The 25,894-nt window shown below is 49.9% G+C and carries 18 protein-coding genes; 14 read left to right on the top strand and 4 right to left on the bottom strand.

Going from position 1 to position 25,894, the window contains the following annotated elements; genetic code table 11:
* Positions 1–19 precede the first annotated feature (19 nt).
* The 11 genes from DXA36_RS04865 to DXA36_RS04810 all read left to right on the top strand — a co-directional run bounded on the left by DXA36_RS04865 (position 20) and on the right by DXA36_RS04810 (position 16,214).
* Positions 20–1,174 carry an EpsG family protein gene (locus DXA36_RS04865; protein WP_118676878.1) on the top strand — a complete coding sequence of 385 codons (1,155 nt, stop codon included), beginning with the start codon at positions 20–22 and terminating at the stop codon, positions 1,172–1,174.
* Positions 1,155–2,003, top strand: coding sequence for a glycosyltransferase (locus tag DXA36_RS04860; RefSeq protein ID WP_118676876.1), 849 nt, complete (start codon positions 1,155–1,157; stop codon positions 2,001–2,003). The genes DXA36_RS04865 and DXA36_RS04860 overlap by 20 nt, the downstream gene beginning before the upstream one ends.
* Positions 2,004–2,005: 2 nt before the next feature.
* Entirely contained in the window at positions 2,006–3,346 is a 1,341-nt protein-coding gene (locus DXA36_RS04855) for a glycosyltransferase family 4 protein (RefSeq protein WP_118676874.1), read from the top strand.
* A gap of 933 nt (positions 3,347–4,279) precedes the next feature.
* Positions 4,280–6,616 carry a glycosyltransferase gene (locus DXA36_RS33465; RefSeq protein ID WP_243114568.1) on the top strand — a complete coding sequence of 779 codons (2,337 nt, stop codon included), beginning with the start codon at positions 4,280–4,282 and terminating at the stop codon, positions 6,614–6,616.
* A gap of 25 nt (positions 6,617–6,641) precedes the next feature.
* Complete coding sequence (locus tag DXA36_RS04840; protein WP_118676872.1) at positions 6,642–8,150, top strand: RNA-binding domain-containing protein; 1,509 nt, start codon at positions 6,642–6,644, stop codon at positions 8,148–8,150.
* Positions 8,151–8,310: 160 nt separating this feature from the next.
* Positions 8,311–9,306 (top strand): UDP-N-acetylglucosamine 4,6-dehydratase (inverting), encoded by a 996-nt coding sequence (gene pseB / locus DXA36_RS04835; RefSeq protein WP_118676870.1) that lies wholly within the window; start codon positions 8,311–8,313, stop codon positions 9,304–9,306.
* 109 nt (positions 9,307–9,415) lie between these two features.
* Positions 9,416–10,630, top strand: coding sequence for a UDP-4-amino-4,6-dideoxy-N-acetyl-beta-L-altrosamine transaminase (gene pseC, locus DXA36_RS04830; protein ID WP_118676868.1), 1,215 nt, complete (start codon positions 9,416–9,418; stop codon positions 10,628–10,630).
* A gap of 38 nt (positions 10,631–10,668) precedes the next feature.
* The gene (locus tag DXA36_RS04825; RefSeq protein WP_182478933.1) at positions 10,669–12,144 is read left to right on the top strand and encodes a glycosyltransferase family 39 protein; all 1,476 of its coding nucleotides are present in this window, start codon (positions 10,669–10,671) and stop codon (positions 12,142–12,144) included.
* Positions 12,141–13,169: a glycosyltransferase family 2 protein gene (locus DXA36_RS04820; RefSeq protein WP_118676864.1), complete on the top strand. Its 1,029-nt coding sequence runs from the start codon at positions 12,141–12,143 to the stop codon at positions 13,167–13,169. Before DXA36_RS04825 ends, DXA36_RS04820 begins: the two co-directional genes overlap by 4 nt.
* Entirely contained in the window at positions 13,166–14,479 is a 1,314-nt protein-coding gene (locus tag DXA36_RS04815) for an ATP-grasp domain-containing protein (RefSeq protein ID WP_118676862.1), read from the top strand. The genes DXA36_RS04820 and DXA36_RS04815 overlap by 4 nt, the downstream gene beginning before the upstream one ends.
* A gap of 328 nt (positions 14,480–14,807) precedes the next feature.
* Positions 14,808–16,214 carry an MATE family efflux transporter gene (locus DXA36_RS04810; RefSeq protein WP_118677125.1) on the top strand — a complete coding sequence of 469 codons (1,407 nt, stop codon included), beginning with the start codon at positions 14,808–14,810 and terminating at the stop codon, positions 16,212–16,214.
* On the opposite strand, the gene pseI is transcribed toward DXA36_RS04810, so the two are convergent.
* The 4 genes from pseI to pseG all read right to left on the bottom strand — a co-directional run bounded on the left by pseI (position 16,211) and on the right by pseG (position 20,467).
* Positions 16,211–17,275, bottom strand: coding sequence for a pseudaminic acid synthase (gene pseI / locus DXA36_RS04805; RefSeq protein WP_118676860.1), 1,065 nt, complete (start codon positions 17,273–17,275; stop codon positions 16,211–16,213). The two genes, DXA36_RS04810 and pseI, sit on opposite strands and share 4 nt — an antisense overlap.
* Positions 17,275–18,495: a pyridoxal-dependent decarboxylase gene (locus DXA36_RS04800; RefSeq protein WP_118676858.1), complete on the bottom strand. Its 1,221-nt coding sequence runs from the start codon at positions 18,493–18,495 to the stop codon at positions 17,275–17,277. Before DXA36_RS04800 ends, pseI begins: the two co-directional genes overlap by 1 nt.
* Positions 18,496–18,581: 86 nt before the next feature.
* On the bottom strand, positions 18,582–19,310 hold the full coding sequence (gene pseF / locus DXA36_RS04795) for a pseudaminic acid cytidylyltransferase (protein ID WP_118676856.1): 729 nt from the start codon (positions 19,308–19,310) through the stop codon (positions 18,582–18,584).
* A gap of 110 nt (positions 19,311–19,420) precedes the next feature.
* The gene (gene pseG / locus DXA36_RS04790; RefSeq protein ID WP_118676854.1) at positions 19,421–20,467 is read right to left on the bottom strand and encodes a UDP-2,4-diacetamido-2,4,6-trideoxy-beta-L-altropyranose hydrolase; all 1,047 of its coding nucleotides are present in this window, start codon (positions 20,465–20,467) and stop codon (positions 19,421–19,423) included.
* Between the two features lie 239 nt (positions 20,468–20,706).
* Between pseG and DXA36_RS04780 the strand changes: the two genes are divergently transcribed.
* From DXA36_RS04780 to DXA36_RS04770, 3 genes are all read left to right on the top strand, one after another.
* Positions 20,707–22,392, top strand: a complete 1,686-nt coding sequence (locus tag DXA36_RS04780; RefSeq protein ID WP_147366545.1) for a DUF6311 domain-containing protein — start codon at positions 20,707–20,709, stop codon at positions 22,390–22,392.
* Between the two features lie 95 nt (positions 22,393–22,487).
* Complete coding sequence (locus DXA36_RS04775; RefSeq protein WP_118676848.1) at positions 22,488–24,167, top strand: DUF6311 domain-containing protein; 1,680 nt, start codon at positions 22,488–22,490, stop codon at positions 24,165–24,167.
* 76 nt (positions 24,168–24,243) lie between these two features.
* Positions 24,244–25,827 carry a glucosyltransferase domain-containing protein gene (locus DXA36_RS04770; protein ID WP_118676846.1) on the top strand — a complete coding sequence of 528 codons (1,584 nt, stop codon included), beginning with the start codon at positions 24,244–24,246 and terminating at the stop codon, positions 25,825–25,827.
* Positions 25,828–25,894: the final 67 nt, after the last annotated feature.

Raw genomic sequence — 25,894 nt, 5'->3', positions numbered from 1 at the left:
ATAGGCAGGGGGTATAACAATGATTTTTTACGGGCTTCTGGGCGCGGCTGCCATAGCGCTGGCATGTCTGGTTAATCAGGAGGCTGCCGGCAGGGAGCATGGGGCCGGCGCAGTTACGAGGCGGCAGGCCATGAACGGGGCTGTGTTGTTTACGTTGTTTCTGCTTATGGCCGGCGTCGCCTCCCTGCGCATCGATGTGGGAAACGATTACGGGAATTATGTGACCACCTTCCACGAAATCTATGTGGGCGGCTATGTGGTGACGGAACCGGGGTTCAATCTTTTGGTAAAGCTGCTGTACCTGTTGGCGGGCGGGGAAAATTATCTGCTGGTATTTGGTTTCTTTGCGGTGGTTACCGCGATCCTTTTTCTGAAAGCCATGTATGATCAGAGCGTGGATTTTACCATCTCCTTCGCTTTGTTCATGCTGCTTGGACTTTATTTCAGGACCTTTAATACGGTGCGGTATTATTTTGTCCTTGCCATTACGCTGTACAGTCTGCGGTATGTGCTGAAACAGGAATATGGGAAATTTATTTTACTCATCCTGTTTGCGGCACTGTTTCATAAATCGGTGCTGATCGTGATTCCTCTGTACCTGATTGCTTCCTGCCGCTGGAAAAAATGGCAGGTTATCCTGGGAAGCATTCTGGCGGCAAGCCTTCCGCTGTTCCGGGAATTCTGGATGGGCGTGGTACTGAAGCTGTATCCCTCGTATCAGAATACTATCTATCTGCAGAAGGACACCGGCCTGGAGGGAAGCCTGATGGGGATTATCCGCTGTGCCGCCGTATTGGTGCTGGGATGTTGTGCCTACCGGGAAACGATTAAGGAAAATAAGGCGAATCTGCTGTATTTTAAATTGAATTTGCTGGGGCTGGCCCTGTATACATGCGCTTCCTTTCTTCCGCTGGTATCCCGTTTCGGGTATTATCTGATCACGGCCCAGGTGTTTCTGGTGCCGGGTATTCTGAAAAATATGCCGGATACCCTTCAAGGCGGCAAATCCCTGCGTAATAAGAAAAGAATCATGTATGTTTTCACAGCGGCCTTCTGCCTGTTGTATTTTGTATATTTTTTACTGACGGCACACCAGGAAGGCGTGCGTGTGCTGCCTTATCACAGTTGGATTTTCACAGAAAAGGAATGGTTGAATGGCTCATTTATTTTTTAGTATTGTGGTGGCGGCCTTAAATCCGGGGGACAAGCTTTTCTCCACGCTTCACAGCATCCTGGATCAGGATTACGGGAATTTTGAAATTATAATCAAGGACGGGGGAAGTACGGACGGATCGGTACAGCGTCTGTTCGGGGAAGGGGTACCGCGGGAAATACCGGCGGACAGCAGGATCCGTTTTTTCCAGGAACCGGACGGCGGTATTTATGACGGTATGAACCAGGCCGTGAAGAGGGTGCAGGGACAGTATGTGCTTTTCCTGAACTGCGGGGATCGGTTTTTCAGCCGGAGTGTTCTGTCAAAGGCCGCCTCCTTTATGGAACGTTGGCAGGGAGAGAACGGGGGAAAGGGACGGTGCTGCATCTTTTACGGGGATCAGTTTAACCAGCTGCAGAACACGCCGGTACATTCGGCTCCTGTCATGAATGATTTTACCTGTTACCGGAATGTGCCCTGCCATCAGGTCTGCTTCTATGACGCCGGGCTTTTTGAACAGCGGGGATATGATACGGATTACCGGGTGCGGGCGGATTATGAGCATTTTCTGTATGCGGTCTATGATAAAAAGGCTCCGGCGGTTTATATGCCGGTAACCGTGGCTTTCTATGAGGGCGGCGGATTTTCGGAAACAAAGGAAAACAGAAAGCGATCCGCACTGGAACATAAGGTGATAACCCGGTACTATCTGGGGTGGGGGAAAAGCACGCTGTACGCTTTTCTTATGCTGGTTTCCCTGGCGCCGCTGCGCACCAGGATCGCGGAAAGCCCTGTGATGTCCGGTGCCTATAATAAGGTGAAATCAGCCATTTACGGAAGGAGAAAGTAAGCATGCGTATTTTATGGCTGTGCAACATCTGCCCGCCAGCGGTGGCTTTTGCATTGGGGCAAAGGTACAGTGTGCGGGAGGGCTGGCTGACCGGTGCATTAAACCGGTTTTTGGGGGAGCAAGAGGCGGATATGGAGCTTGCCGTCTGTTTTCCGGCAGAGGGGGAGCTTGCCGCATACCAGAAAAAAACGGTGCTCCGGGAACTTTCTGAGAAGGCGGAGGACGGGGGGACGCCTTCCGGGGAAAAAGAGGTTATGGTTTATGGCTTCCGGGAGAACCTGAAGCGGCCTGAAATTTACGACCGTTGTATGGAAAAAAGATTTGCTGAAATCCTTGCGGATTTCCAACCGGATCTTGTCCATATTTTCGGGACGGAATTCCCTCATGCCCTTGCTATGGTGCGAAGCTTCGGAAAGCCGGAACGTATCCTGGTGGGCATTCAGGGACTGGTTGGGGAATGTGCGGAAAGCTATATGGCGGATTTGCCGCTGCCGGTACAGAAAAGGGCCACCTTCCGGGATAGGATACGTAAGGACAGCCTGCGCCAGCAGCAGGAAAAGTTCCGTATCCGCGGGGAACGGGAAAGGCTGGTGCTGCAGGGAAGCGCTCATGTGACCGGCCGGACGGAATTTGACCGGCTGGGGTCGCTTGCATGCAATCCCCGGCTTATATACCATAAAATGAATGAAACCATGCGTTCCTGTTTCTATGATGGAAAATGGAAACGGGGGCAATGCAGATCTTATGAAATATTTGCCAGCCAGGGGGATTATCCGCTGAAGGGCTTTCATTATCTGCTCCGGGCTATGCCGGATATCCTGGAGAAATTTCCCGCAGCCCATGTGAGTGTGGCGGGAAACCGTATAACTGCCTATGGCAGCAGGAAAGAGAAACTGAAAATTTCCGGGTACGGAAAGTATCTCCGGGATATTATCCAGGAAAACGGACTGGCGGACAAGGTTTCCGTGCTGGGCCAGCTTTCCGACAGACAGATGAAGGAGGCCTATCTTGGCAGCCATGTGTTTGTATGCCCTTCTGCGCTGGAAAATTCGCCTAATTCCCTGGGCGAGGCTATGCTGCTGGGCCTGCCCTGCATCGCGGCGCGTACGGGCGGCATTCCGGACATGGCGGAGGATGGGAAAAGCGCCCTGTTTTTCGAAAAGGGGGATATCCGCGGGCTGGCCCAAAGTGTCATCCGGGTATTTGAAGAGGACAGCCTGGCACAGGAGCTGTCGGAGGCAGCCAGGGAGCGGGCCTTCCGGAATCATGACGGAAATGAAAATTACAGGCGGCTGATGGAGATATACCGTGAAATATTGCAGGATTGGCTACACATTGTATAGCCAATTGAGTTGGTCACATGTAAGAGACATAATGCGATTGAACTCGGAGTTGGTTTTGTGGCAGCCTCATTGGAAGAGGGGGCAGGGAGGAATTGGAACTGTTAAGAAGACTGTGAATAACAGGATAAAAAGAAAATAAGCTGTGGAATTTATTTCTTGAAAATGTTGCAATGTGAATACAGAGGTGCTATTATAATAATATAAAAGGTGCCACCGATAGACGGTTGCCCCATCAATTAATCAGTTTAGAAATAACCGCCGATCTTTGTTAGGGACACGGCGGTTATTTCTTTGCTTCTATGTAAGCTATCAGAAGAGGAATGATGATTGCAAGAATCATCAAAACCAGCGATAACAGTTCAAAGTCGCTCATTATCCATTCCCTCTTTCGTACTAAATTCCTGCAAGCAGGTTTCTATGTAATCAGAGGGTCACAGTCCCTCTGTAAGAGGGCAACCGCCTACCGTGTAGGGTAGCACCATTGTCATTATAGCAGAGTAATATTACGATAACAAGTATATTTGTGGTTGATTGAGAAAAAATAGTAACAGTTTAGTCCCGGCTGAACTGTTACTTCGGCGATACTTAAAAAAGAGAATTCTATTGACATAGAAAGCGTCGTTGCGTATAATAATATTATAAAGAAAAGTGTGCTTTTCTAGTGGGCTGACACTAAAATCGGATATGCTTACCAGCCCATAGCTGGCCGTTGGCAGACAACACTAAAATTAGCCACAAAGAGAGAGTATATAGCACTGTGGTGTTATTACTCTCTCTTTAAATTTATAGAAAATTATAGGGGTTTAAATGAAATTCGCCAAGGAAGAAGCGAGAAGGAATGTATTGAATTGCGCAAAGCAATCATAGAAGTGGTGTTTTATGAACGGAACTATCAGCATCTAACCGGAAATTTCTTATTAACAAGGAGCGGCCATGAAACTAACCTTCATTTCTAACTACATCAATCACCATCAAATCCCTTTCTGCAACGGTTTATTCCAGGAGCTGGGAGAGGATTTTACCTTTATACAGACGGAGCCTATGGAGGAGGAGCGGGTGCGGATGGGCTGGGCGCTGGATGTCGGGTCCATTCCCTATGTGCATCTGCTTTACGAAGAGGAGGAGATCTGCCGGGGTCTGATTGACGGCTGTGATCTGCTGCTGGCCGGGTGGATGGAGAACGAAGAGGTGATCGAAAAGCGGCTCGGCAGCGGAAAGCCGGCAATCCGTATCAGCGAACGGATATACCGGGAAGGGCAGTGGAAGGCCATATCCCCAAAGGGGCTGCTCCACAAATACCGGGAGCACATCCGGTATCGGAACAAGCCGGTATATCTGCTGTGTGCAGGGGCCTATGTGGCTTCGGATTTTTCCCTGATCCATGCATATCCGGGGAAAAAGTTCCGCTTCGGTTATTTCCCGGAAAAAAAGGAATATGCCGGCGGGGAACTGGAACGGATGAAAGGATCGGGCGAGGAGATACAGCTTGTGTGGGCCGGCCGCCTGATGCCTTTGAAGCATCCCGAATTCGTGGTGAGGCTGGGCGGGGATTTAGCGCGGATGGGTTATTCTTTTCATATTCATCTCATCGGCAGCGGGGAGATGGAGGAAACGATACGGCAGGATATCCGAAGCATTGGGCTGGAGGAGCGGATTACCATGTATGGGTTTCTGGAGCCTGCCCGGGTAAGGGAGAGAATGGAAAAAAGCCATATCCATCTTTTTACCAGCAATCATCTGGAAGGCTGGGGAGCCGTGGTGAATGAAGCCATGAACAGCGGCTGCGCCGTGGTGGCAAACCGGGAAGCGGGAGCGGTTCCTTATCTCATAGAACATGGGAAAAACGGCATGATTTACTCCGGCGGAAGCTATGAGGAATTCCGGGAGGCTGTCTGCTTTCTGATGGAAAACGGAGAGGAAAGAAGAAAGATGGGACAGAGAGCCTATGAAACGGTCTCCCGTCTCTGGAATGCGGAGAATGCGGCAAAGCAATGCCTGCGGTTTTATGAAAACCTGCAGGAGGACAGGGTGGAACCGCCCTGCGAAGGGCCGTTCAGTGTGGCTCCTGTCATATGGCCGGGAAGAAAGGGGAAAGGGCTCCATAAGGTCTGCTTGTCGTATAATGGCCGGTCTACTTCCCGATATGCCTCGTTGCCGTCAGCCAACGAAGCTGCCGCATCGTCTCCTTCCTCCGCCTTGCCTATCGGGAAATATCCACAGCCATTCTTGCGGGAACAAACGTTATGGAGCGCTGGAATGAGAGAACCGCTTATTTCTGTCATTATCCCGATTTATAATATAATGGACTGTCTGGAACGCTGTGTGGAATCGGTGTGTGCCCAAACGTACGGAAATCTGGAAATCCTGCTGGTAGACGACGGGTCTACGGACGGCACTGCCCGGCTGTGTGATGAGCTGGCCCGCAGGGACGGGAGGATCCGGGTGTTCCACAAACCCAATGGAGGTTCCTCCTCCGCCAGGAATTATGGAATAGAACGGGCGGAGGGAGAATATCTTGGTTTTGTGGACAGCGACGATTATATCGAGCCGGAAATGTATGCCCGGCTGATGGAACAGGCGCAGAAGGGCGGCTGGCAGATGGTGCAGGCCTCCAGAGATGAAATCGGTGAAAATGGGGAAAAGAGGCCGGATGTATGCCGGCCGCCCGAACAGATTTGTTTTATGACCAGCGAAGAATTCCTGCGTGAACTGTTGCTTCACAGAGGAGACTGCTCCTTCTGCACCAAGCTCACCTCCAGAAATCTGTTGGGAGACAGGAGATTCCCGGAGGGCGAACTGAATGAGGACTTTTTCCTTCTGGTAGAGCTTCTGCAGGAAAACGCCGGCGTCTGCATCCTCCCCCTGCAGCTGTACCATGTATATTACCGGATAGGAAGCAATACCAGGAAAAAGGATAAAAAATGTTTTTCCCGGGTTTTTGTAGATATTGTGCGGAATGCGGATTATGTGCAGGGCGTGGTGGAAAAGAAATATCCGGCTCTTGCAGAGGAAGCAGTCCGTTTCGGACTGTACCAGAGACTGGATTACCTGCTTCATATACCGGTGGAACAAATGGTTTCCGGCGATCCTTTTTATACGGCAGTTAAAAAATACTGCCGGGCCCATACGCCAGATACCATAAAATCACCGTATTTAACCCGAAAACAAAAGATTTACCTGCTGCTCTTATCTGCCGCTCCCAAGACGGTGCGCAGATTACATGGCGTGGTGATGAGGCTGAGAAAGTCAAATACCCCGCCGCAGGTATAAGCCGGGGCGGGAAAGGGAGCTGTGAATGCTTGATTTTGCGGAGATTGATAAATATAAGGAAAATAACCGGATAGAAGCAAAAAGGGCCCAGGGCGGCTTTCCCCAAAGCCTGTGGGAGACCTATTCCGCATTTGCCAATACCGTAGGCGGCGTAATATTGCTGGGAGTGGAGGAACTGCCGGATAAATCCTTCTGCCCTGTCAGGCTTCCTTCCCCGGAATGGCTCTTGGAGGAATTCTGGAGAAGAGCCGGGGATACGCAGGTGGTCAGCGCCAATATCTTAACCCGGGATCAGGTCCGTATTGTGGAGGCATGGACGGGAGGGACAGGCAGTAAGGATAATGCAGACGAAAAGGAACGAATCGTAGTAATCGAAGTCCCCCGCGCGGACCGGAGGAAAAAGCCGGTATTCATAGGAAGCGATCCCTATATGGGTTCTTATCGAAGAAACGGGGAAGGGGATTACCGCTGTACCAGGGAAGAAGTGGAAAGCATGCTCCGGGACGCTGCGATCCTTTCCCAGGACGGCCGGGTTTTCCCGGATATGGGAACCGAAGCCCTGGATGAAACAACGATGGATCACTATCTGCAGGCATATTTTGACTATCACAGGAAAGCCTCCCGCCCGGTGCTTCCTGTCCCCAAAGAAACGTTATTTGAAGAACTGGGGGCTTTGCAGAAAGACCAAAAAGGGGAATACCACGTCACCGCGGCCGGCCTTCTCCTGTTCGGTAAGAATGCCCGGATAAGGGAGAAATTTCCCCGCTTCTGCCTGAAGTACGAAGAACCGGAAAAAGATTGTTCCCTGCAAAACGGTTCCTCCGAAGGCAGTACGGAAGAAGGCTGTGCGAATCTGTTTGCCTTTTTCCGCCTGGCTTCCATGCGCATATTGGCGGATACCGGCCTTTTCGGTTTCCAGGATGCGAAAGAGAAAGCCCATAAAAGGATACAGGAAAACCTGGCAGAAGGAATCCGGGAAGCCCTCGCCAACGCCCTCAGCCATGCGAATTATTACGATCGGAACGGTATTTTAGTCCGCAAAGAAAAAGAACAGATCCTGATAGCCAACCCCGGGGATATGCGCGTCGATGCACAAGCTGTGTTAAGAGGCGCCGCACCGGATGCAAGAAATGAAAGAATCAGCAGTATGTTCCACCTCATAGGGATAGGGGAAGGTACCGGAAAAGGCCTGGCGCGAATCCGCCGCATCTGGGCCGGGAAGGGCTGGAACAGCCCCAGGCTGCTTGAAGAATTCAATCCCGACCGGGTAGTCCTGATCCTGCCCCTCACCGGGAATGAAGAAGCCAGAAAGGAACTGCACCAAAAAGGCCGCCGGGAATACCTGGAAGCCCGCACCCTTCCCAGACTTCTCGATTACCTCACCGATCATGTCCAGGCGGATCTCCCCCGGCTTGCACAGGCCCTGGACATATCTGAAGAAGAAGCCCAAAGCTGTATTGACCTCCTTCTTAAAGAAGAAATCATAGTATCCCAGGAGAATAATCCGGATCCTCTATACCGCCTGAAAGACTAAAAATAAAGTCATTCCCTATACCGGTAACCGGAAAAGCAATCTGCACCCCTCCCGGAAGCCCCACATTGCATTAGCCCCGCCGCTATGATATAATGCCGTTAGGAAAAAGGAATAGACTGTCTGAAAAATTGGGAGACTATACACAAACGGAGGAAAGTTCATGTTAGATAATAAAACCATACTGATTACAGGCGGTACCGGCTCGTTTGGAAAAAGCTTTACCAAATACGTACTGGCCCATTATAACCCCAGGAAAATTATTATTTATTCCAGAGATGAGTACAAGCAGTTTGTCATGCAGAATGAGTTCAAAGAATACGAATCCAAAATGAGGTATTTCATCGGGGATGTAAGAGATAAGGAACGTCTCAAAAGAGCTTTTGAGGGTGTGGATTATGTCATTCATGCGGCTGCGCTGAAGCAGGTGCCCGCCTGCGAATATAATCCCAACGAAGCGATCCGTACCAACATTAACGGTGCCCAGAATGTCATCGATGCGGCTCTGGATACCAATGTGAAGAGGGTGGTGGCCCTTTCCACGGATAAAGCGGTAAATCCGGTGAATCTGTACGGAGGAACCAAACTGGTAAGTGATAAGCTGTTTGTGGCAGCCAATGCCTATGCGGGGAACAAGGACATCAATTTCTCCATTGTGCGCTATGGAAATGTGGCGGGAAGCCGCGGATCCATCATCCCGGTGTTTGCAAATATTATTAAAAACGGCGGCACTGAGCTTCCTATCACCGATTTCCGTATGACACGGTTCTGGATCAGCCTTACGGAGGGCGTGGAACTGGTGATCAAAGCGCTGACGGAAGCAAAGGGCGGGGAAACCTTTATCAGCAGAATCCCTTCCTTTAAGGTGACGGACTTGGCCGAGGCTATGCTGCCCGGCTGCAAAATGAAGGAAATCGGTATCCGTCCGGGAGAAAAGCTTCATGAAATCATGGTTACCACGGAGGATTCTTTTAATACCTATGAATATGATAAGCATTTCATAGTCTATCCCCAGGTGGTATTCAATGACAGACAGGTACCGGATATGAGCGGAACCAAGGTGCCGGAAGGCTTTTCCTACAGCTCCGGAAACAATACCGAATGGCTTACCGTAGAGGATATCAGAGAGCTTCTTAAAACGGTGGATTTGGAAAAATAAAGAAAACAGGCAGAGGGGGCCCGCAGGGTTTCTTACTCTTACGGGCGACCGGAGGAGAGGGGGCTTCGGAAGGGCACCCTCCTTTTGCGTTCGGGAAAGGACAGGCATTATGAAAGAAGATATGAATAACATTCCTGCTATAGACGGCGGTAGGCCGGTAAGGGATACCAAGATTTTTTATGGACACCAGTATCTGGATGAAGCGGATTACCAGGCGGTTCTGGATGTCCTGAAAAGCGATTATCTTACCTGCGGACCCAAAATAGAAGAGCTGGAGGACAGGCTGTGCCGGCTGACAGGAGCCGGACATGCCGTGTCGGTGAGCAATGGGACGGCAGCCTTACATATCGCCTGTCTGGCGGCGGGTGTAGGGCCTGGAGATGAAGTCATAACCACCCCCATTACTTTTGCCGCCTCTGCAAACTGCGCGCTGTACTGCGGGGCAAAGCCGGTATTTGCGGATATCAATGATAAAACCTATGAAATCGATCCGGACAGTGTGGAAGGCTGCATTACCGAAAAAACAAAGGCGGTGGTGGCAGTGGACTATACCGGGCAGTCTGCCGATCTGAGGGCGCTTCGGAAAATCTGTGATGCCCGCGGCCTTATCCTGATTACGGACGGCGCGCATTCCATCGGTACTTTTTATGAGGGGAAACCTACCGGATCCATTGCGGATATGACCACCTTCAGCTTCCATCCGGTAAAAACCGTAACAGCGGGGGAAGGCGGGGCGGTAATGACCGACAGCGACGAGATGTACAAGCGTCTGATGCTGTTTGGCAGACATGGGATTACCAGAAACCCGGACTGGATGGAAAATCCCCCCGACGGCCCCTGGTATTATGAGCAGGTAGAACTGGGATATAACTATCGCATGACAGATATGCAGGCTGCTCTTCTCATCAGCCAGCTTGACAAGCTGGAAATGTTCAAAGCCCGCCGGAAGGAAATTGTAAAACGCTATAACGAAGCTTTTTCCCGGATTCCCCAGGTGATGGTGCAGGAGGAAATCCCGGAGTCGGATACCACCAGACACCTGTATATCCTGCGTATCAGACCCGAAACGCTGCGCATTGGAAGAAAAGAATTTTTTGAGGCGCTGGAAGCAGAAAATATCTGCTGTAATGTCCACTATATTCCGACCTATTATTTCCCGTATTATCAGAAGCTGGGATATAAAAAAGGATTATGCCCCAAAGCGGAGAAGCTGTATGAAGAAATTATCAGCCTTCCGCTGTATTACGGCATGAGTGACAAGGATGTGGGGGATGTGATTGCGGCGGTGGAGAAAATTGCCGCCTATTATGCAGAAAAAATATGAGGAAAGACAGAACCTGACGAATGGCTGAAGGAGAGAGTATGCAGACAGAAGAAAGGAAGAGCGGGGGAACGGGGAGGCATTTTGAGGATATAATCCCTGAAAGCAGAGGACGGATCTGGAATTTCCTTATCTGGGGCAGTGTTGTTTTTTTTACACTACTTTACCTGTCATTGATTTTTAATAATAATGTATGGACGGATGAAATATTCAGTATGAATCTGTTCCGTGAAAACTTCGGGAAGATTGTCAGGGATACGGCAGCGGATGTGCATCCTCCCCTGTACTATTTCCTGGGACGTTTTTTCCGGCTGCTGTTTGGGGAAAGCCTTCAGGTCCAGAAGGTACTGACCATAATCCCCATGAGCCTGACCTTGGTTCTTGGTGCTACCAAAGTCCGCCGGTTTTTCGGAAACGGCGTATCTTTTCTGTTTCTTATTTTTTTAGGCTGCATTCCCTGTTCCATGGAATATGCGGTACAGGTACGCATGTACTCCTGGGCGCTGCTGTGTGTGACTGCCTGTGGGCTTGCTGCCTGGGAAGTTTACAGGGAGGGCGGATGGCTTTCCTGGATTATGCTCAGTGTATCGGCGGTGGCGGCGGCATATCTGCATTATTTTTCTTTTGTGTCTGTAATTATTATTAACGGGCTCTTGCTTCTCGTCCTGCTTTTGACCCGGGATAACCGGAAAAAACTGGGGAAATGGTTACTGTTTTCCCTGGCTATGGTGGCGGCATATCTGCCATGGCTGCCTTACTTTTACGCCCAGGTGACCAGAGTGGAAGCGGGCTACTGGATACCGCCTATTACGGCGGAAACTGTCTGGAGTTATTTTGAATGGGCCTTCGGCCTGGAACCCATCCCCCAGACTGCTTTTGTATACCTGGGAATTTCCCTGCTGGCCGGCATGTTCTGTCTGCTTCTTATGAAAAAAAAGGAGAGGGGAATGCGGGAAAAAGGAGGGTTTGCCCTTTTGTGCATGGCAGTCCCCGCACTTACGGCAGCGGTAGGAATTGTCCTTTCGTTGATAAAACAGCCCATTTACCGGGATCAATATGTGTTTCCGGCAATGGGGCTGTTCTGCCTGTTTCTGGCGATAGGATTTGGAAGGATCCGGAAAGAGGCGGCTGTCCTCCTCCTTGCGTTTGTGCTGTTTACAGGCGCTGTTTCCTACCGGGATGAATACCGGGCGGAGTATAAAGCCACACTGACGGATCAGACAGAGGAGTTCTTCCGGGAAAACCTGGGAGAGGACGATTTCGTGGTATATAATTATCAGGCGTATTACTTTAATTATAAGTATTATTTTCCGGAGGACAGGCTTTTTTATGTCCGGGATGTGGATTTGTCACAGGATTTTGATGAAATCTGGTTTTTGGATACGGATTTTGAATGGGATTTTGTCCCGGATCAAATCATCCCCTACAATCTGCAGATAGAATATGTGGGACATTATGGAATTGAATACAATGAGTTCGATCTCTACCGGGTGACCAAAGGGGGGAGTGCGGAATGAAACTGAGCGTTATTGTTCCTGTTTATAATACGGCAGGTGAGGGCAAGCTGGAGTATTGCCTGGATTCCCTGGTGAAGCAGACCTATAAGGATATGGAAATAATCGCTGTGGACGACTGCTCCACGGATCATTCCCTGGAAATCCTCCGGCGTTATGAAAGGCAATACCCGGAACGGTTCCGGGCGGTGCATTCCCCGGAAAACCGGAAGCAGGGCGGTGCAAAGAATCTGGGACTGTCCCTGGCAAAGGGAGAGTGGATTGGTTTTATTGACAGCGACGACTGGATAACACCGGATATGTATGAGGTCATGCTGGCCCGGGCGGAAGAAACCGGAGCGGATATGGTGGGCTGTGATTATTGCCTGACCCATGAACACAGCATGAAGGAGGGGCAGGTGGTCCCCAATAACAAGCCGTCACAAACAGGGGTGCTGGATCATGAGAAATATGCCTCCCTTATTCTGGACAGCGGAAGCCTGGTGGTAAAAATCTACCGGCGTGAGATTATCCTCGGCTGTGACAGCCGTTTCCCGGAAGGTATTTTTTATGAGGATAATGCCCTGGGGAATACCTGGATGCTGCGGGCCACGAACTTTGCTTATATCCCCAGGGCCATGTATTATTATTACCAGCATGAAGAATCCACCGTGCATACCATCACCCGGAAACGGTGTGAGGACAGAATGGAAGCCGGCCGTATCATGGTGGCGGAGGCAAAGAAATACGGATTCCTGGACGCATATTATAAGGAACTGGAATGCAGCTTCACAGTCCTGTTTTATGTGAATACCCTCTTTACTTATATGTTCGGCGTGAAAAAAAAGGAGCTGTCCTTCGTGAAGGCTTTGGGAAAAGAGATGCGTGATACGTTCCCCGGCTTTCAGGATAATCCGTACTACCAACAGCGTTTTAATGAAGAAGAGAAAAAGCTGGTGCGTCTGCAGCAGAAGTCTTCCCTGGGATTCATGCTTTATTTTTCCCTGTTGTGGGCATACCGGAATTTCAGGAAAGGGAACAAGAAATGAGAGCAGCATTGATAGGAGCGGGAGAAGAATCCCTTCATACGATACAAAAAGCACAGGAGCTGGGAGTCCGGGTGACGGCGCTGGATGGAAATCCCCGGGCGGCGGGCCTGGCGGCGGCCGATGAGGGCCTGACAGTGGATATAGCGGATGAAAAAGCTGTGCTGGAGGCGCTGCGGTACAGAAAGCCGGATTTTCTGATAACAGGGCCGATCGGCAGGTATCTGACAACTGCGGGAGCTGTGAATGATGCGCTGGGGCTTCCCGGAATCAGCAGGCAGGCCGCGGTGCTTTGTACGGACAAATATCTGTTTCATAGAAAGCTGCAGGAAAAGGGACTCAGGAACTGCCATTGCTATCTGCTTGCGGCAGGGGAACCAATTCCAAAAGATGCATTCGGAGAGCTTGATTTTCCTGCTATTTTAAAGCCCAGGTATGGTTCCGGCAGCAGGGGGATCTTTTTCCTGAAGGAGAGAGCGCAGCTGGAAGAGGCTTTGCCCGGGCTGTGTGCGGCGGGTGTGCCGGCGGGGGCCGGTAGAAAGCCGCAGGAGCTGATTCCGGAAGAGGATTATGTGCTGGAGGAGGCTGTGGGCGGCGTGGAATACGGCGTGGATGCCGCAATGGACGGAGATCGGTTTTGTATGATCCTGCTGCGCCGAAAGCTGCTGACGGCGCCGCCTGCCCGCCAGGCGGTGGGGTATCTCTCCATTGCTCCCGGGGGTAGCGGCGCGGATGCACGGCTTTGTGAGAGGGCGGAGGCTTACCTGTCTGAGGTGACCGCCCTGCTGGGACTGAAAAACTGTCTCCTGCATGCGGATTTGATGATAGGGGAAGACCATATTTTTGCCATAGAACTGTCGGCACGGCCCTCCGGCCATAATCTGCATAATCTCTTCACGCCTATGGCAACGGGGGTGGATATGGCCGGGCAGTATATCCGCAGCCGCTGCGGCATGGCCTGTTCTTATGTGCCGGAAAAGACGGAAAAGCTGATGATCCATTATTTCGATTTGGAAGAATGTCTCGTAAAGAGCGTACCGGAACCGGGCGGACTGAAGCTGCCGGAGGGGATTGTGCTGAGGGCCTGGAACTGTACCATCAAGCCGGGGGATTCGATGGAAAAGGTATCCACCGGGCATTCGCTTATGGGGCGGGGCTATTTTATCCTGCAGGCGGAAGAAGGGCTTCAACAAAGTGCGGACGAAACCGAAGGTATGCTGAAGCATGCCGCCGATGGGGTGCTTGGGCAGTTTGACGTGGAACGGTTATATTTTAAGAAAAAGCCGGAGATTTTTGTGGAAAATTGCCTTTGAACAGAAGGATAAAATCCGGTATAATAGGAATACAGCGTGTGGCATAACTGCGTAAATCCGGTTGACTGCCACACGTTTTTTTGTGTGTATGGGTAAGCCGGAGTAATCTAAGGAACCGTCCGGATTTGCCCGTACGGTTGCTAAAATAATTCTATAAGGGAATTCCGCGGCAGTATCGAACAATAGAATGCGCGGAATACAAAGCGTGTGGCCAGAGGCATAAATCCAGCTCTCAATGGCACGCGCTTATTTTTTTGCCGGGCTTATGCATACGGTCAGCGCACCGGCATGTATAGGGCTTGTATTCATAATCAGGAGGTTATTTAAAATGGAAGCAAAAGCAAATGCGTTTTTGGAAACGGAGAAAGTGGGCACTTTGATGGGCAAATATGCCGTGCCCTGTATTATTTCACTGCTGGTGGCGGCACTGTATAATATCGTGGATCAGATATTTATCGCAAATGCCGGTTATTTAGGTTCTTATGGAAATGCAGCCAATACGGTAGTGTTCCCGCTGACAGTGGTGGCGCTGGCGGCTGCCGTAATGATCGGAGACGGCTGTTGTGCTTTTGTAAGTATCAGCCTGGGGGCCAATCAAAAGGAAAATGCACACAGAAGCATCGGAAGTGCGGTAATTCTGTGTGTCCTGGCCGGCCTGGTGCTGACGGCTGTTTATTTTTTGTTCCGGGATCCCATCCTTACCATGTTCGGCGGAAGGGTCAATGAAGAAACCTTTCAATATGCCAAAGAATATTTTAGCTGCATTTCCATGGGGATTCCATTCTATATGTTCGGCCAGGCCATGAATCCGATCATCCGTTCCGACGGAAGTCCTAAATTCGCCATGGTTTCCACGTTGGCAGGAGCCGTAATCAATATAATATTAGATCCTCTGTTTATTTTTGTGTTCCGGTGGGGGATGATGGGAGCGGCGGTTGCCACGGTAATCGGTCAGGTAGTAACGGCGGCTCTGGCCGTTTGGTATTTGTTCCATATGAAGGCTGTCAGACTGGAAAAGAAGAGCTTTCATTTATCCGGAAGGCTGGCGGGAAAATTTCTTCCGCTGGGAATCTGCAGCTTTTTGTCACAGATTTCCCTTGTGGCGGCCATGGCGGCTATCAACAATATGATTCGCAAATACGGCGCCCTGGATCCGGTTTTCTGCAAGACGGAATATGCCCAGATTCCGATGGCGGTAGTGGGAATCGTCATGAAATTCTTCCAGATAGTCATTTCCATATCCGTGGGAATGGCGGCAGGCTGCATTCCCATAGTAGGGTATAATATCGGGGCAGGAAGAAAGGACAGGGCCAGGGCACTTTTTACCCGGCTGCTGACGGCGGAAGCGGTTGTGGGTGCGGTTGCTTTTCTTATTGTAGAGCTGTTCCCGCGGCAGCTCATTGCGGTATTCGGGGCAGCCAATGAAAGTGTATATTATACGGATTTTGCAGTGAAATCCTTCCGTATTTATCTTTGTATGATGATTTTCGCCTGTGTGAATAAGGCTACCTTTATATATTTACAGTCTCTGGGAAAAGCGTTTTTGTCAACGGCGCTCTCGATGGTGCGGGAGGTGGTGTTCGGTGTTGGTTTTGCCCTGCTGCTGCCGCTGTTATTCGGCCTGGACGGGGTATTGTATTCCATGCCGGTATCCGATATTCTTACCTTTCTGGTTTCGGCAGTCATAATCCGGTATACTTACCGGACATTAAAGGCAGACCCCTGTTTCATTTAAAGCGGCTGCCCGTTGATCAAATCCCAGGACAGCGGTGTACCCCTGCGGATATCGCAGGCCGCCTTCTGCCCCAGTATCTGCTCATAATACATGGTGTGCAGCCCGTTGCCCGGGCGGATGGAACGGACATTTTCGGAGGTCAGCGCTTCCCCGCGGGAAATATCCTGAACGGCAAAGAGCGAACGGGCGCCCTCGTGTTCAAGCTCCTGCTTGGGAGTGAGACGGAATTCCGGCGATCCCAGGGCTTTTTCCATGATACGGATATTCTTTACCATTTCGGCAAATTCTTCCGGCTCCATGGAGAAGGCTCCGTCGGGGCCTCCGTCACTGCGGCGCAGCGTCAGATGCTTTTCCACCATTTTAACCCCGAGAGCGATGGAACCGGAAGCAACGGCAGGGCCCATCGTATGATCGGAAAGCCCCATCAGACAGTCAAAGGCGGTTCCCAGGGTAGGAATCATATTCAGGTTGATATCCTCATAAGGGGTGGGATAGGAAGAAACACATTTCAAAAGCATGATGTCTTCATTTCCTTCCTCGCGGCATACCCGGAGGGCGCGTTCTATATCCTCCAGATGAGCGATTCCTGTGGCAAATATGACAGGCTTATGGAGGCGGGCAATCTTACGGATGAGAGGAATATCGTTGATTTCATAGGAAGCCAGCTTGTAGGCGGGCATATTCATAGATTCCATAAAATCTACGGCGGTAAAATCAAAAGGGGAGGAGAAACATTCCATTCCCAGCCGGTTTGCCTCTTCCATCAGCCGGGGCTGCCAGTCCCAGGGGGTATAAGCCTCCTGATACAGCTTGTACAGAGTGGTTCCGTCCCAGATGGTTCCCTGGGTGATTTGAAAACAAGTGTCCTCGCAGTCCATGGTTATGGTGTCCGGGGTAAAGGTCTGCAGCTTGACGGCATCGGCTCCGGCCTCCCTGGCGGCATGTATGATTTCCATGGCGCGGCCGTAATCCTGAAGGTGGTTGGCCGACATTTCGGCCACGATGAAAACAGGAGCGTCTTTACCCACTTTACGGGAGCCGATGGTAAAATTTTTATTCATCACAATTCCTCTCTTTCTGTGTAATTTTTCTGCATAAATTCTTTTACATCCCATTGATCACGGGCCTTAAACAACGAACCATCCCGATGTTCCACATAAACGGGCGGGAAATAATGGATAAAAAGAGGATTCAGACACATCGTATAACCGCCGGCTGTGTCATAAATAATTTGATCCCCGGGCTTCAGGGCGGGGCCGTCCGTTATTTCAAAAAGACGGTCATATTCCATACAGGTAAACCCGGTTACCCACTGGCTCTTTACCAGAGGGCGGCTGCCCGGATCATCCATATAACAGATATGATGGGGGTAGACATGCCTGGTCACCAAAGGGTTTAAGTTGGTCCGGCTGCCGTCGGTTACCAGGAAAGAACGTCCCCGGATTTCTTTGGTATCCTTTACGGAGGTCACAAAGGTGGTAGCCCTGGATATCAGGGAGACCCCGGGTTCCGCAATCAGTGTAGTATGCTCCGGATCGAATTTTGCACGCAGCTTCTGGCAGATGGCCGGAAAATAATCCCGGTAATCCGGCTTGTCCTCTCTGCCGCCGAAATAGCCGCCGCCCATATCCACATAGGAAAGGGTAAGATTGTATTCCTCTGCAATCCGGACAGCCATGCTGGCCAGAGCGGCATAGACATCCACAGTCCGCGACTGGGTGGAGGAATGGAGATGAAGCCCCGCCACCGTTACATTGGGAAGCGCGGATAACCGGAGAATAACCTCCTGCAGTTTTCCGTTTTCATAACAGTAACCGAAACGGCCGCCTTCTTCTTCCACGAGAACCTCTTTGGGACACAAAGCGGCAATGTCACAGTTTACCCGAAGGCCGACCGAAAACTGCCGCTGCGGATAAGAAGCGCTCAGTTCCTCCAGCCAGCCCGGTTCTTCGGTGGAATCCAGGTTAATATAGCCGTTTTCGGACAGTATCGTCTCAAATATTTTTCTGTCTTTGATAGGGCCGTTATAAATCATATGGGAATTCGGGAACCCAAGCTCTCTTACAAGCCGGTATTCCGTGTCGGAAACGATTTCCGCATAAAAGCCCTGCCCTTTCATATACTGGAGGAGCCAGGGAAGAGAATTGGTTTTTACAGAGTAGCCGACCAGGTGATTGGGTCCCCAGCTTTTGGTGAGGGCCTCCTTAAGCATGGAGGCATCTGTGTCCAGTCCTGCTTCCGAGATATAGTAATAAGGGGTCTGCAGTGTATCTGCGTTCATGGGTTTTCCTTTCTGTGTGGATATTCTATAGATTCCAATAACTGTTCCGTGCCTTCACAGTTACAGATTCTGCATATTGCAGTATTTTAGTTCTGCATATTGCAGTACTTTAGTTCTGCAATTGCCCAGTCTTCTTCCGTATCAATATCCTGAACTTCCATTTCCGGCATAGGCATAGGCAGGAGATCCTCCACATCCGTAGTGTTGTCCCGGAAAAAAGCATCTGTCCGGCAGGCATAGAACTGACCGCAGTCATGATACATTTTCTCCAAATCCTGGGAACGGGCGGAAAGGAATTCCGGGTACTTGCGGCGGATTCTTCCGTCTTTGAGGATTAGCCCTCTTTGGGGCGGATAAGAAAACGGGACTACGGGCATGACCGATTCCGCTTCCTCCAAAAGAGCCATGGCAGTCTGCAGTTTTTTGGCTGTAACAAAAGGCGCGGTAGGATAGATACAGCAAAAACGCTGGAAATAGATCCCCCGGCTCTTGTATGCCAGAAGAACCTCCCGGATGACATCATCGGTGGAAGCATAGTCGTCCGCAGTCTCGGCGGAACGCAGGAAAGGAACGCTGGCTCCGTACTCCCGTGCAACGGCGGCGATTGCTTCTTCGTCCGTGGAGACCATGACTTCGTCAAAAGCGCCGGAGGAGAGTGCGGCGCAAATGGAATAGCTGATGATAGGTTTTCCGCAGAAATCCCGCACATTTTTATGAGGGATCCTTTTGCTTCCCCCTCTGGCAGTAATGATGGCTACTGCTTTCGGCCGGCCGGTACCGGCAGGTGTTTCTAAGGCTGTGTTTAAAGTATCCATAAGTTAAGTCTCCTTATCTGAATCTGATCGTGATTGAAGCAGCAGTCCGGACAAGTCTGAACCGTTTCCGCACCCGGCCGATTTCATCGCTTCGCGACAGGCAGCCTGTTTCAGGAATCCAGCAGCCGGATCAGGGCATCGGCGATTCGGCCGGCGCCGTTTCCGTCTATCAGCCGGTGCATGGAAGATGACAGGCTTTTCCTGCCTTCATAATCGGACGCCAGCCGGTGCAAGGTCCGGCACAGGACGGATGGGAGATTAACCGCAGTACGCACATCCCCTGCATAAGGGACCGCCGCACAGGCCTCAAACTGCCTGGCTGTAACGAGCTGGTTATCCGCCATGGTAAAACTGACGGTGGGCACACCTGCCGCACATAGCTCACAGAGTGTGGTTCCTGCGGCTGATACGGCCAAATCGCAGCGCTGCATTAGGGCGGCCATTTGCTCCACATGCCCATGCAGGATAAACCCGGGATGGGAATGTGTCAGCTTCTCCAGGGCTTTCCGGCCGGAATGCATGGGGCCGGCGAGTATATGGCAGCGCCAGTCCCGGCTTACCGGGGATTCCAGCAAAAGGTTTACCAGGGATTCCGCCAGATGGCAGGGATCCGTACCTCCTGTGGAAATAAGCACCTCTCGAATCCGGGGACTGACTATGGGACGGATACCTGCGAATTGCTTCCGCAAAGGCGTATAGGCCGGGCCGAAAAGCGTCCATTCCGCCTTATGATAGAACGCAGGAGAGACGACGGCATCATAATTGATGAGCAAATCTACCGGATAATCAAAGGAATACAGATCATCAATATAAGCAGTTCTGGTCCTACATTTAAGCATTTCCAGATAGGCGGGAGTTATAAAGTAGGAATCCACTAAAATCCCGCCGATTGCGATCTCGGATAATAAAGACGACAGCGGAGCGGATTCCGATTCCGGGCACCGGTAATCGGTATGAAGAGGATAAATGGGAAACTCCTCTCCGGATTGGAAAAAGGATCGGAGCAGCCCGGCGCTTACCTCATCTGCCACTGCAAAAAATACAGACACCTCTTTATCATGCAGAGCCTGTGCCACCGAAAGGCATCGCATCAGATGACCGGTGGCAATATCCGGGTTCCCGTCCGTCCGTATAAGAATACTTTTTTTTATCCCCATAACCGCCTCCTGGCTGAATAGTTACGCTTATTATACCTTTTACACGCAAGATGGTAAAGAGGAAATGGGACAGCTTGCAGGAGACATGGAAAAGTGTTATACTGGCATCAGTTATCGGTTCACCGCACTTTATTCCTTTTCGGGCAGTCGTCGGGGGCAGGCAGGCTTGCTTTTGACGACTGTCTGCGGATCAGATATTGATTCATCGGGAACGGGGAATAAAGGGATGGAGGAGGACTGTGGGACAGGGAGGTCAAAGGGTTACCGTGCAGGGCATGTTGAATTATTGGAAAAAAAATAATGTGTGGATACTTGGTGCACTTGTTGGAAATATCACTTTTATCTGTATTTTCGGTATTCATGTGCTGAATGTGACCTATACGGACTGGCTTTTGGGCGGAGGGGATATTACCCAGAATTACCTTGGCTGGTGCTTTTTCAGAAACAGCGACTGGTTTTTTCCCATTGGCCTTATGGATAATGCTTCCTACCCGAATACGGTATCTGTTATCTTTACGGATTCCGTACCGTTATTCGCTGTTTTTTTTAAATTGTTCAGGGCGGTTCTGCCGGACAAATTCCAATATTTCGGGATCTGGGCCATGCTGTGCATGGGTGCCCAGGGAGCTTTTGGTGCTCTGTTGATTTATCATTATGTGAAAAAGAAAGCGGAAGCCGTTGTGGGCAGTCTGCTGTTTGCCATTACTCCGGTGATGCTGGGGCAGATGTCGCTGAATCTGGCTTTGGGAGCCCAGTGGCTGATCCTGTTGTCTTTGTATCTGGGAATTTACAGGCTGGAGATGACAAAGAAAAAGTATATGATATCATGGGGGATTGCCGGCCTGCTTGCAGGAAGCATCCAGCTATATTTTGTACCGATGTGCGGCTTTATTCTTTTGAGCTTTCTGCTTGCCGATATTTTACAGCGAAGGAAGTGTATAAAAAATCTGCTGGCTTTTTTGGCTTACATAGGTGCTGCAATAGGGGTTATCGCCCTTTTGGGGGGATTTTCCCATAAGCATTTACCGGATACCACCCTGCTGGGGCAGTCCGGCTTTAATTTCAACGGTCTGTTGAATCCCCAGGGCTGGTCCCAGGTGTTAACGGATCTCCCCGTATATGGGGTGAATTCCTCGGAAGGCCTTGCTTATCCCGGTACGGGAATCCTGCTTACGCTGTTTGCGGGGGCGTTGGCCTGGGTGCTGCACTTTATATATAAGTTCTTTATCAAGAGGGAAAAAGAGCCGTTTTCCTTTCAATGGAGCTGGGAGGAAAATGGGATTGCTTATCTGATACTGGTGGTTATTTGCGTTTTTGTGGCGCTTTCCCCCAAAGCGGCTTTTGGAAGTGATCTTATCTGGAATCTGGAGCTTCCGTCCTGGCTGGCTTCTCTATGGCAGCGGATTGGCAGCAGCGGACGTTTTATCTGGCCCGTGGTTTTCCTGGTTATCCTGGGAAGTGTGGTATGGATGGAGAAGAGAATGCCATGGGAAGCCATAGCGGCGTTGCTTCTGGTGATATTCGGCGTCATTCAGATCGTTGACGGGAAATGGCAGCTGATGCAGAGGCAGGTGCAGTTCGGGACAGATTATACTTATGAAAGCAGGCTGGAGGATGAACGGTGGGAAGAATGGGCGGCGGATGATAGTCTGAAGCATGTGGTTTTTGTTTCCTATATGCTGGATGATGAGGATTTGATGTACAGTCTGAGTGTTTTTGCCGCCCAGAACGGTATGACGGTAAATTATTTTAATTATTCCTGTCAGACGATACGCAGTCTGGCGGCGGAGGATCTGATTGATGAGATGGTTCATGTGAGGGAGGACACTCTGTACATTTATAAAGGGACGGATGAAGGACTTTGTATAAATACACGGATGGAGTATGAAGAAATGGATGGAGTGATTGTTGGCACGGTGAAATGATTTATGGGAACTGTGAAAGGACTGAACAGTTACCATTTATGCTGCGTATGGTCTGTAAAGGCCGGACATAATATGTGAAGTGCAGGAGAGTGACAATGGAACAGGTAATGACAGAGAATGGTTCGTTATGGGAAAAAAACAGAGTATGGCTGCTGGCCGCTTTTCTTGGAATGATAACCTTTATATGTATTTACGGAATCAGAATCCTGGATTTTACTTATGATGACTGGCTGCTGAATGGGGGGGATCTGTCTCAGCATTATCTGGGCTGGTGTTTTTTCAGAAACAGTGACTGGAGTTTCCCGGCAGGACTGATGGATAAAATCGCATATCCTAACCATGTATCAGTCATTTTTACAGACTCTGTTCCTCTGCTCGCCCTTTTTTTTAAAAGTCTCGGGAAATTTTTGCCCGATACCTTCCAGTATTTTGGGATGTGGGGAATTTTATGTTTTGGATTGCAGGGGGCTTTCGGTGCGTTACTGATTCGTCATTATAAGAAGGACGAGGTAACAGCGATTATGGGAAGTCTTTTTTTCGTTATTACACCGGTTATGATATACCGGATGTTTATGCATACGGCGCTGGGAGGCCAGTGGCTCCTCTTGTTTGCATTTTGGCTGGGGTTGGAGAGAAATCATCTGTCACCGGTTAAAAAGGTGGTTTTATGGACATTCCTGGGCTTCCTCTGCGGAAGCATCCATCTTTATTTTGTGCCCATGTGCGGACTCATCATGTGTGCTTTCCTTTTGGAAGAGTTGATCCAGAAAAAAAATCTGTTCCTGTGCCTGCTTTCAGGAGCCGGATATTGCGCAGCCGTAGTAACCACCGTCTATCTGCTGGGGGGCTTTTCTCATGATCATCAGTTGGATGCAGGCGGGTTAGGACAGTTTAGTTTTAATCTCAATGGGTTAATTAATCCGCAGGGATGGTCAAGGCTGCTGCCGGATCTACCGCTTTATGGGGATGGGGCCGGGGAAGGACTGGCATTCCTTGGAATCGGGATATTGATTTTGTTGGTAATCGAAGGGATATCTTTTGTAATTTTTTTCGTAAGGAATAAAACGAAAGAAAACGACGGAGAGCGCTCCGGCAGCACGCAGGAAAGATATGGAAATGGTATTGCATATATACTGATAGGTGTATTATCATTAGTGGTATCTTTTTCCCATCAGCTGGCATTAGGGAGCCGTGTTATATGGGAGATACCCTATCCGGATAAATTAATATCCTTATGGGGAATGTTCCGTTCCAGCGGACGCTTTATCTGGCCGGTGGTATATGCCCTGACATTGTGTGCCGTTGTTATGTGGGATCGGATATATAAAAAGAAAAGGGCCGCTGTAATCATTTTAGGGTTGCTGCTTATGGTACAGGTTTGGGATTCTTTTCCCCAGCTAAAGATGAGGAATGATGAATTTGGCAGAGAACAGATATATGAAAGCGGACTGACGGATGAAAAATGGAGTGAGTGGGCCGGGAATAAGGAACATCTGGTATTTGTATCCTATATTATTGAAAATCAGGGACTTCTTTACAGCTTAAGCGATTATGCTGTGAAAAATGAAATGACGATAAATAATTTTTATCTGGCTCATTCGGCGGCCAGATCCGATATCAATAAAGCGCTGGAAGAGGAGTTACAGCATCCGCAGAAGGACACCTTGTATATTTATAAGATAGAAGATGAAAATTTATGCAAGCAGTACGGGATGGAGTATATACAGGTTGACGGCATTATTGTGGGTACTGTGAAGTCAGGTACCCCGCAGTAAGCTGACGGGGTATCTGGTCTTCGCTCCGCTTAGATCGATGCCGCGGGAATGAAAAAAGAAAAGGAATGAAAGATATATGAATGAAAAGGGAGATATCCTGAAAATCCTGAATGATAAGATACCGTTTACGATGAAGGTATGTTTTCTCTCCGGTATGATATCGGGACTGCTTATGCATGCTTATATGCTCACAAATAAATTACCGAACTGGGACGATATCAATAATGTGGGCAGCTATGCGGTGGGAGCGGAATTCGGACGATGGTTTCTTAAAATTGTCCATCTTTTAACCGGGAAGTGGAGTGTCCCCTGGCTGAGCGGAATCTTTGCGATTGTCCTCATTTCTGCGGCGGCCTGCTTCGTGGTGTCTGCTTTGGGGCTTAAAAGCGTCACGTCGGCGGTGCTTATTCCGGTAATGATGTTATCCTTTCCCAGCATGTGCAGTCTGTTTACTTTCATGTTTACGGCTGATTGTTATGCGGTGGGGATTTTGCTCTCATGTGCCGGTGCCTGGTTTATCAGGAAGTATAAATACGGTTTCCTGCCGGGAAGCGTGTGTCTGGTTTTCTGCATGGGAATTTATCAGGCGTATTTATGCCTTGCCCTGGGGATACTGGTAATGGGCCTTTTCCTGGATATGCTGGAGGAGGAGAGCAAGGCCGGTATCGTTTTCCGCAAAGGGATTAAAGCGTTCGTGGCGGCCTGCATATCTGTCGTGCTGTACACGATTATTTCCCGGATGATATACCCTCAGCTGGACGCTTATAATGGTCTGGAGAATATGGGAAAACTGGATTTAATCCGGCTTCCCAGGTTGATTTTACGATCGTACAGATGGGTGGCGGAATATTTTATCCTGAAGCCGTTCTCTTTTATTACAGGGACCGCCTGGGTGTTGAATGTGGCTGTCTGCCTCCTGACTGCCGGACTGGTAATCGCTTTTTTTGTAAAAAAAAGATTCTACAAAAATGTGTGGACGGTTCTGCTTTATGGTTTCCTTACCATGATGGTCCCTCTGGCGATGGGCTCCATCATTATTATGGCCCCTGATGCCAGTGTCAGCATGCTGATGCTTTATCAGTATCATATTTTATATGTGTTTTTGGCGGCACTTCTGGAAAAGAGCCAGGATACGGAAACCGGGCTTTTCCTGGCGGCGGGTAAGATAAAAACGGGACGCCTGCTGGCCTGTGTGATAACGGTTGTGATTCTGCTGGTAGGATATCAGAATTTTGTGGTAACCAATCAGGCGTATTTCCGTATGGGAATCGCTTATGAAAGGGCGTATGCTTATTATAACAGGATTATGGAACGCATTGAGGCCACGGAAGGTTATAGCCCGGGACAGCCGTTTGCTCTGATTGGAGAATATGGGCTGAGTGAAACGCCGGATTTACTGGGCAGCTATTCCCTTGACGGAGACAGATTTGAGGATCTGTCCGGGGTGGCCAAGGAAACGGGACTCCTGACCAGCGGTGTCCGCCACAATTTCATGAAGACCTACATCGGCGTGGAAATGCCGGATGTGAGCGAAGAAACGGTTAATGCCATCAAAGAAACCGAAGTGTATAAAAACATGCCCACTTATCCTGCCGACGGCTGTGTGAAGCAGATAGAAGGCGTTTGGGTGGTAAAGACCTGCGAGGAAACGAAAGGGTGAAGAAAGGGTGTAGATAAAAAAGTTTGGCGTCCCCCGGCCCTGCTTCCCTGTGCGGCCTGTTGCCCTG

The organism is Eisenbergiella sp. OF01-20, assembly GCF_003478085.1.
Lineage (GTDB): Bacteria > Bacillota > Clostridia > Lachnospirales > Lachnospiraceae > Eisenbergiella.
This window is presented reverse-complemented; position numbering and strand designations above follow the sequence as displayed.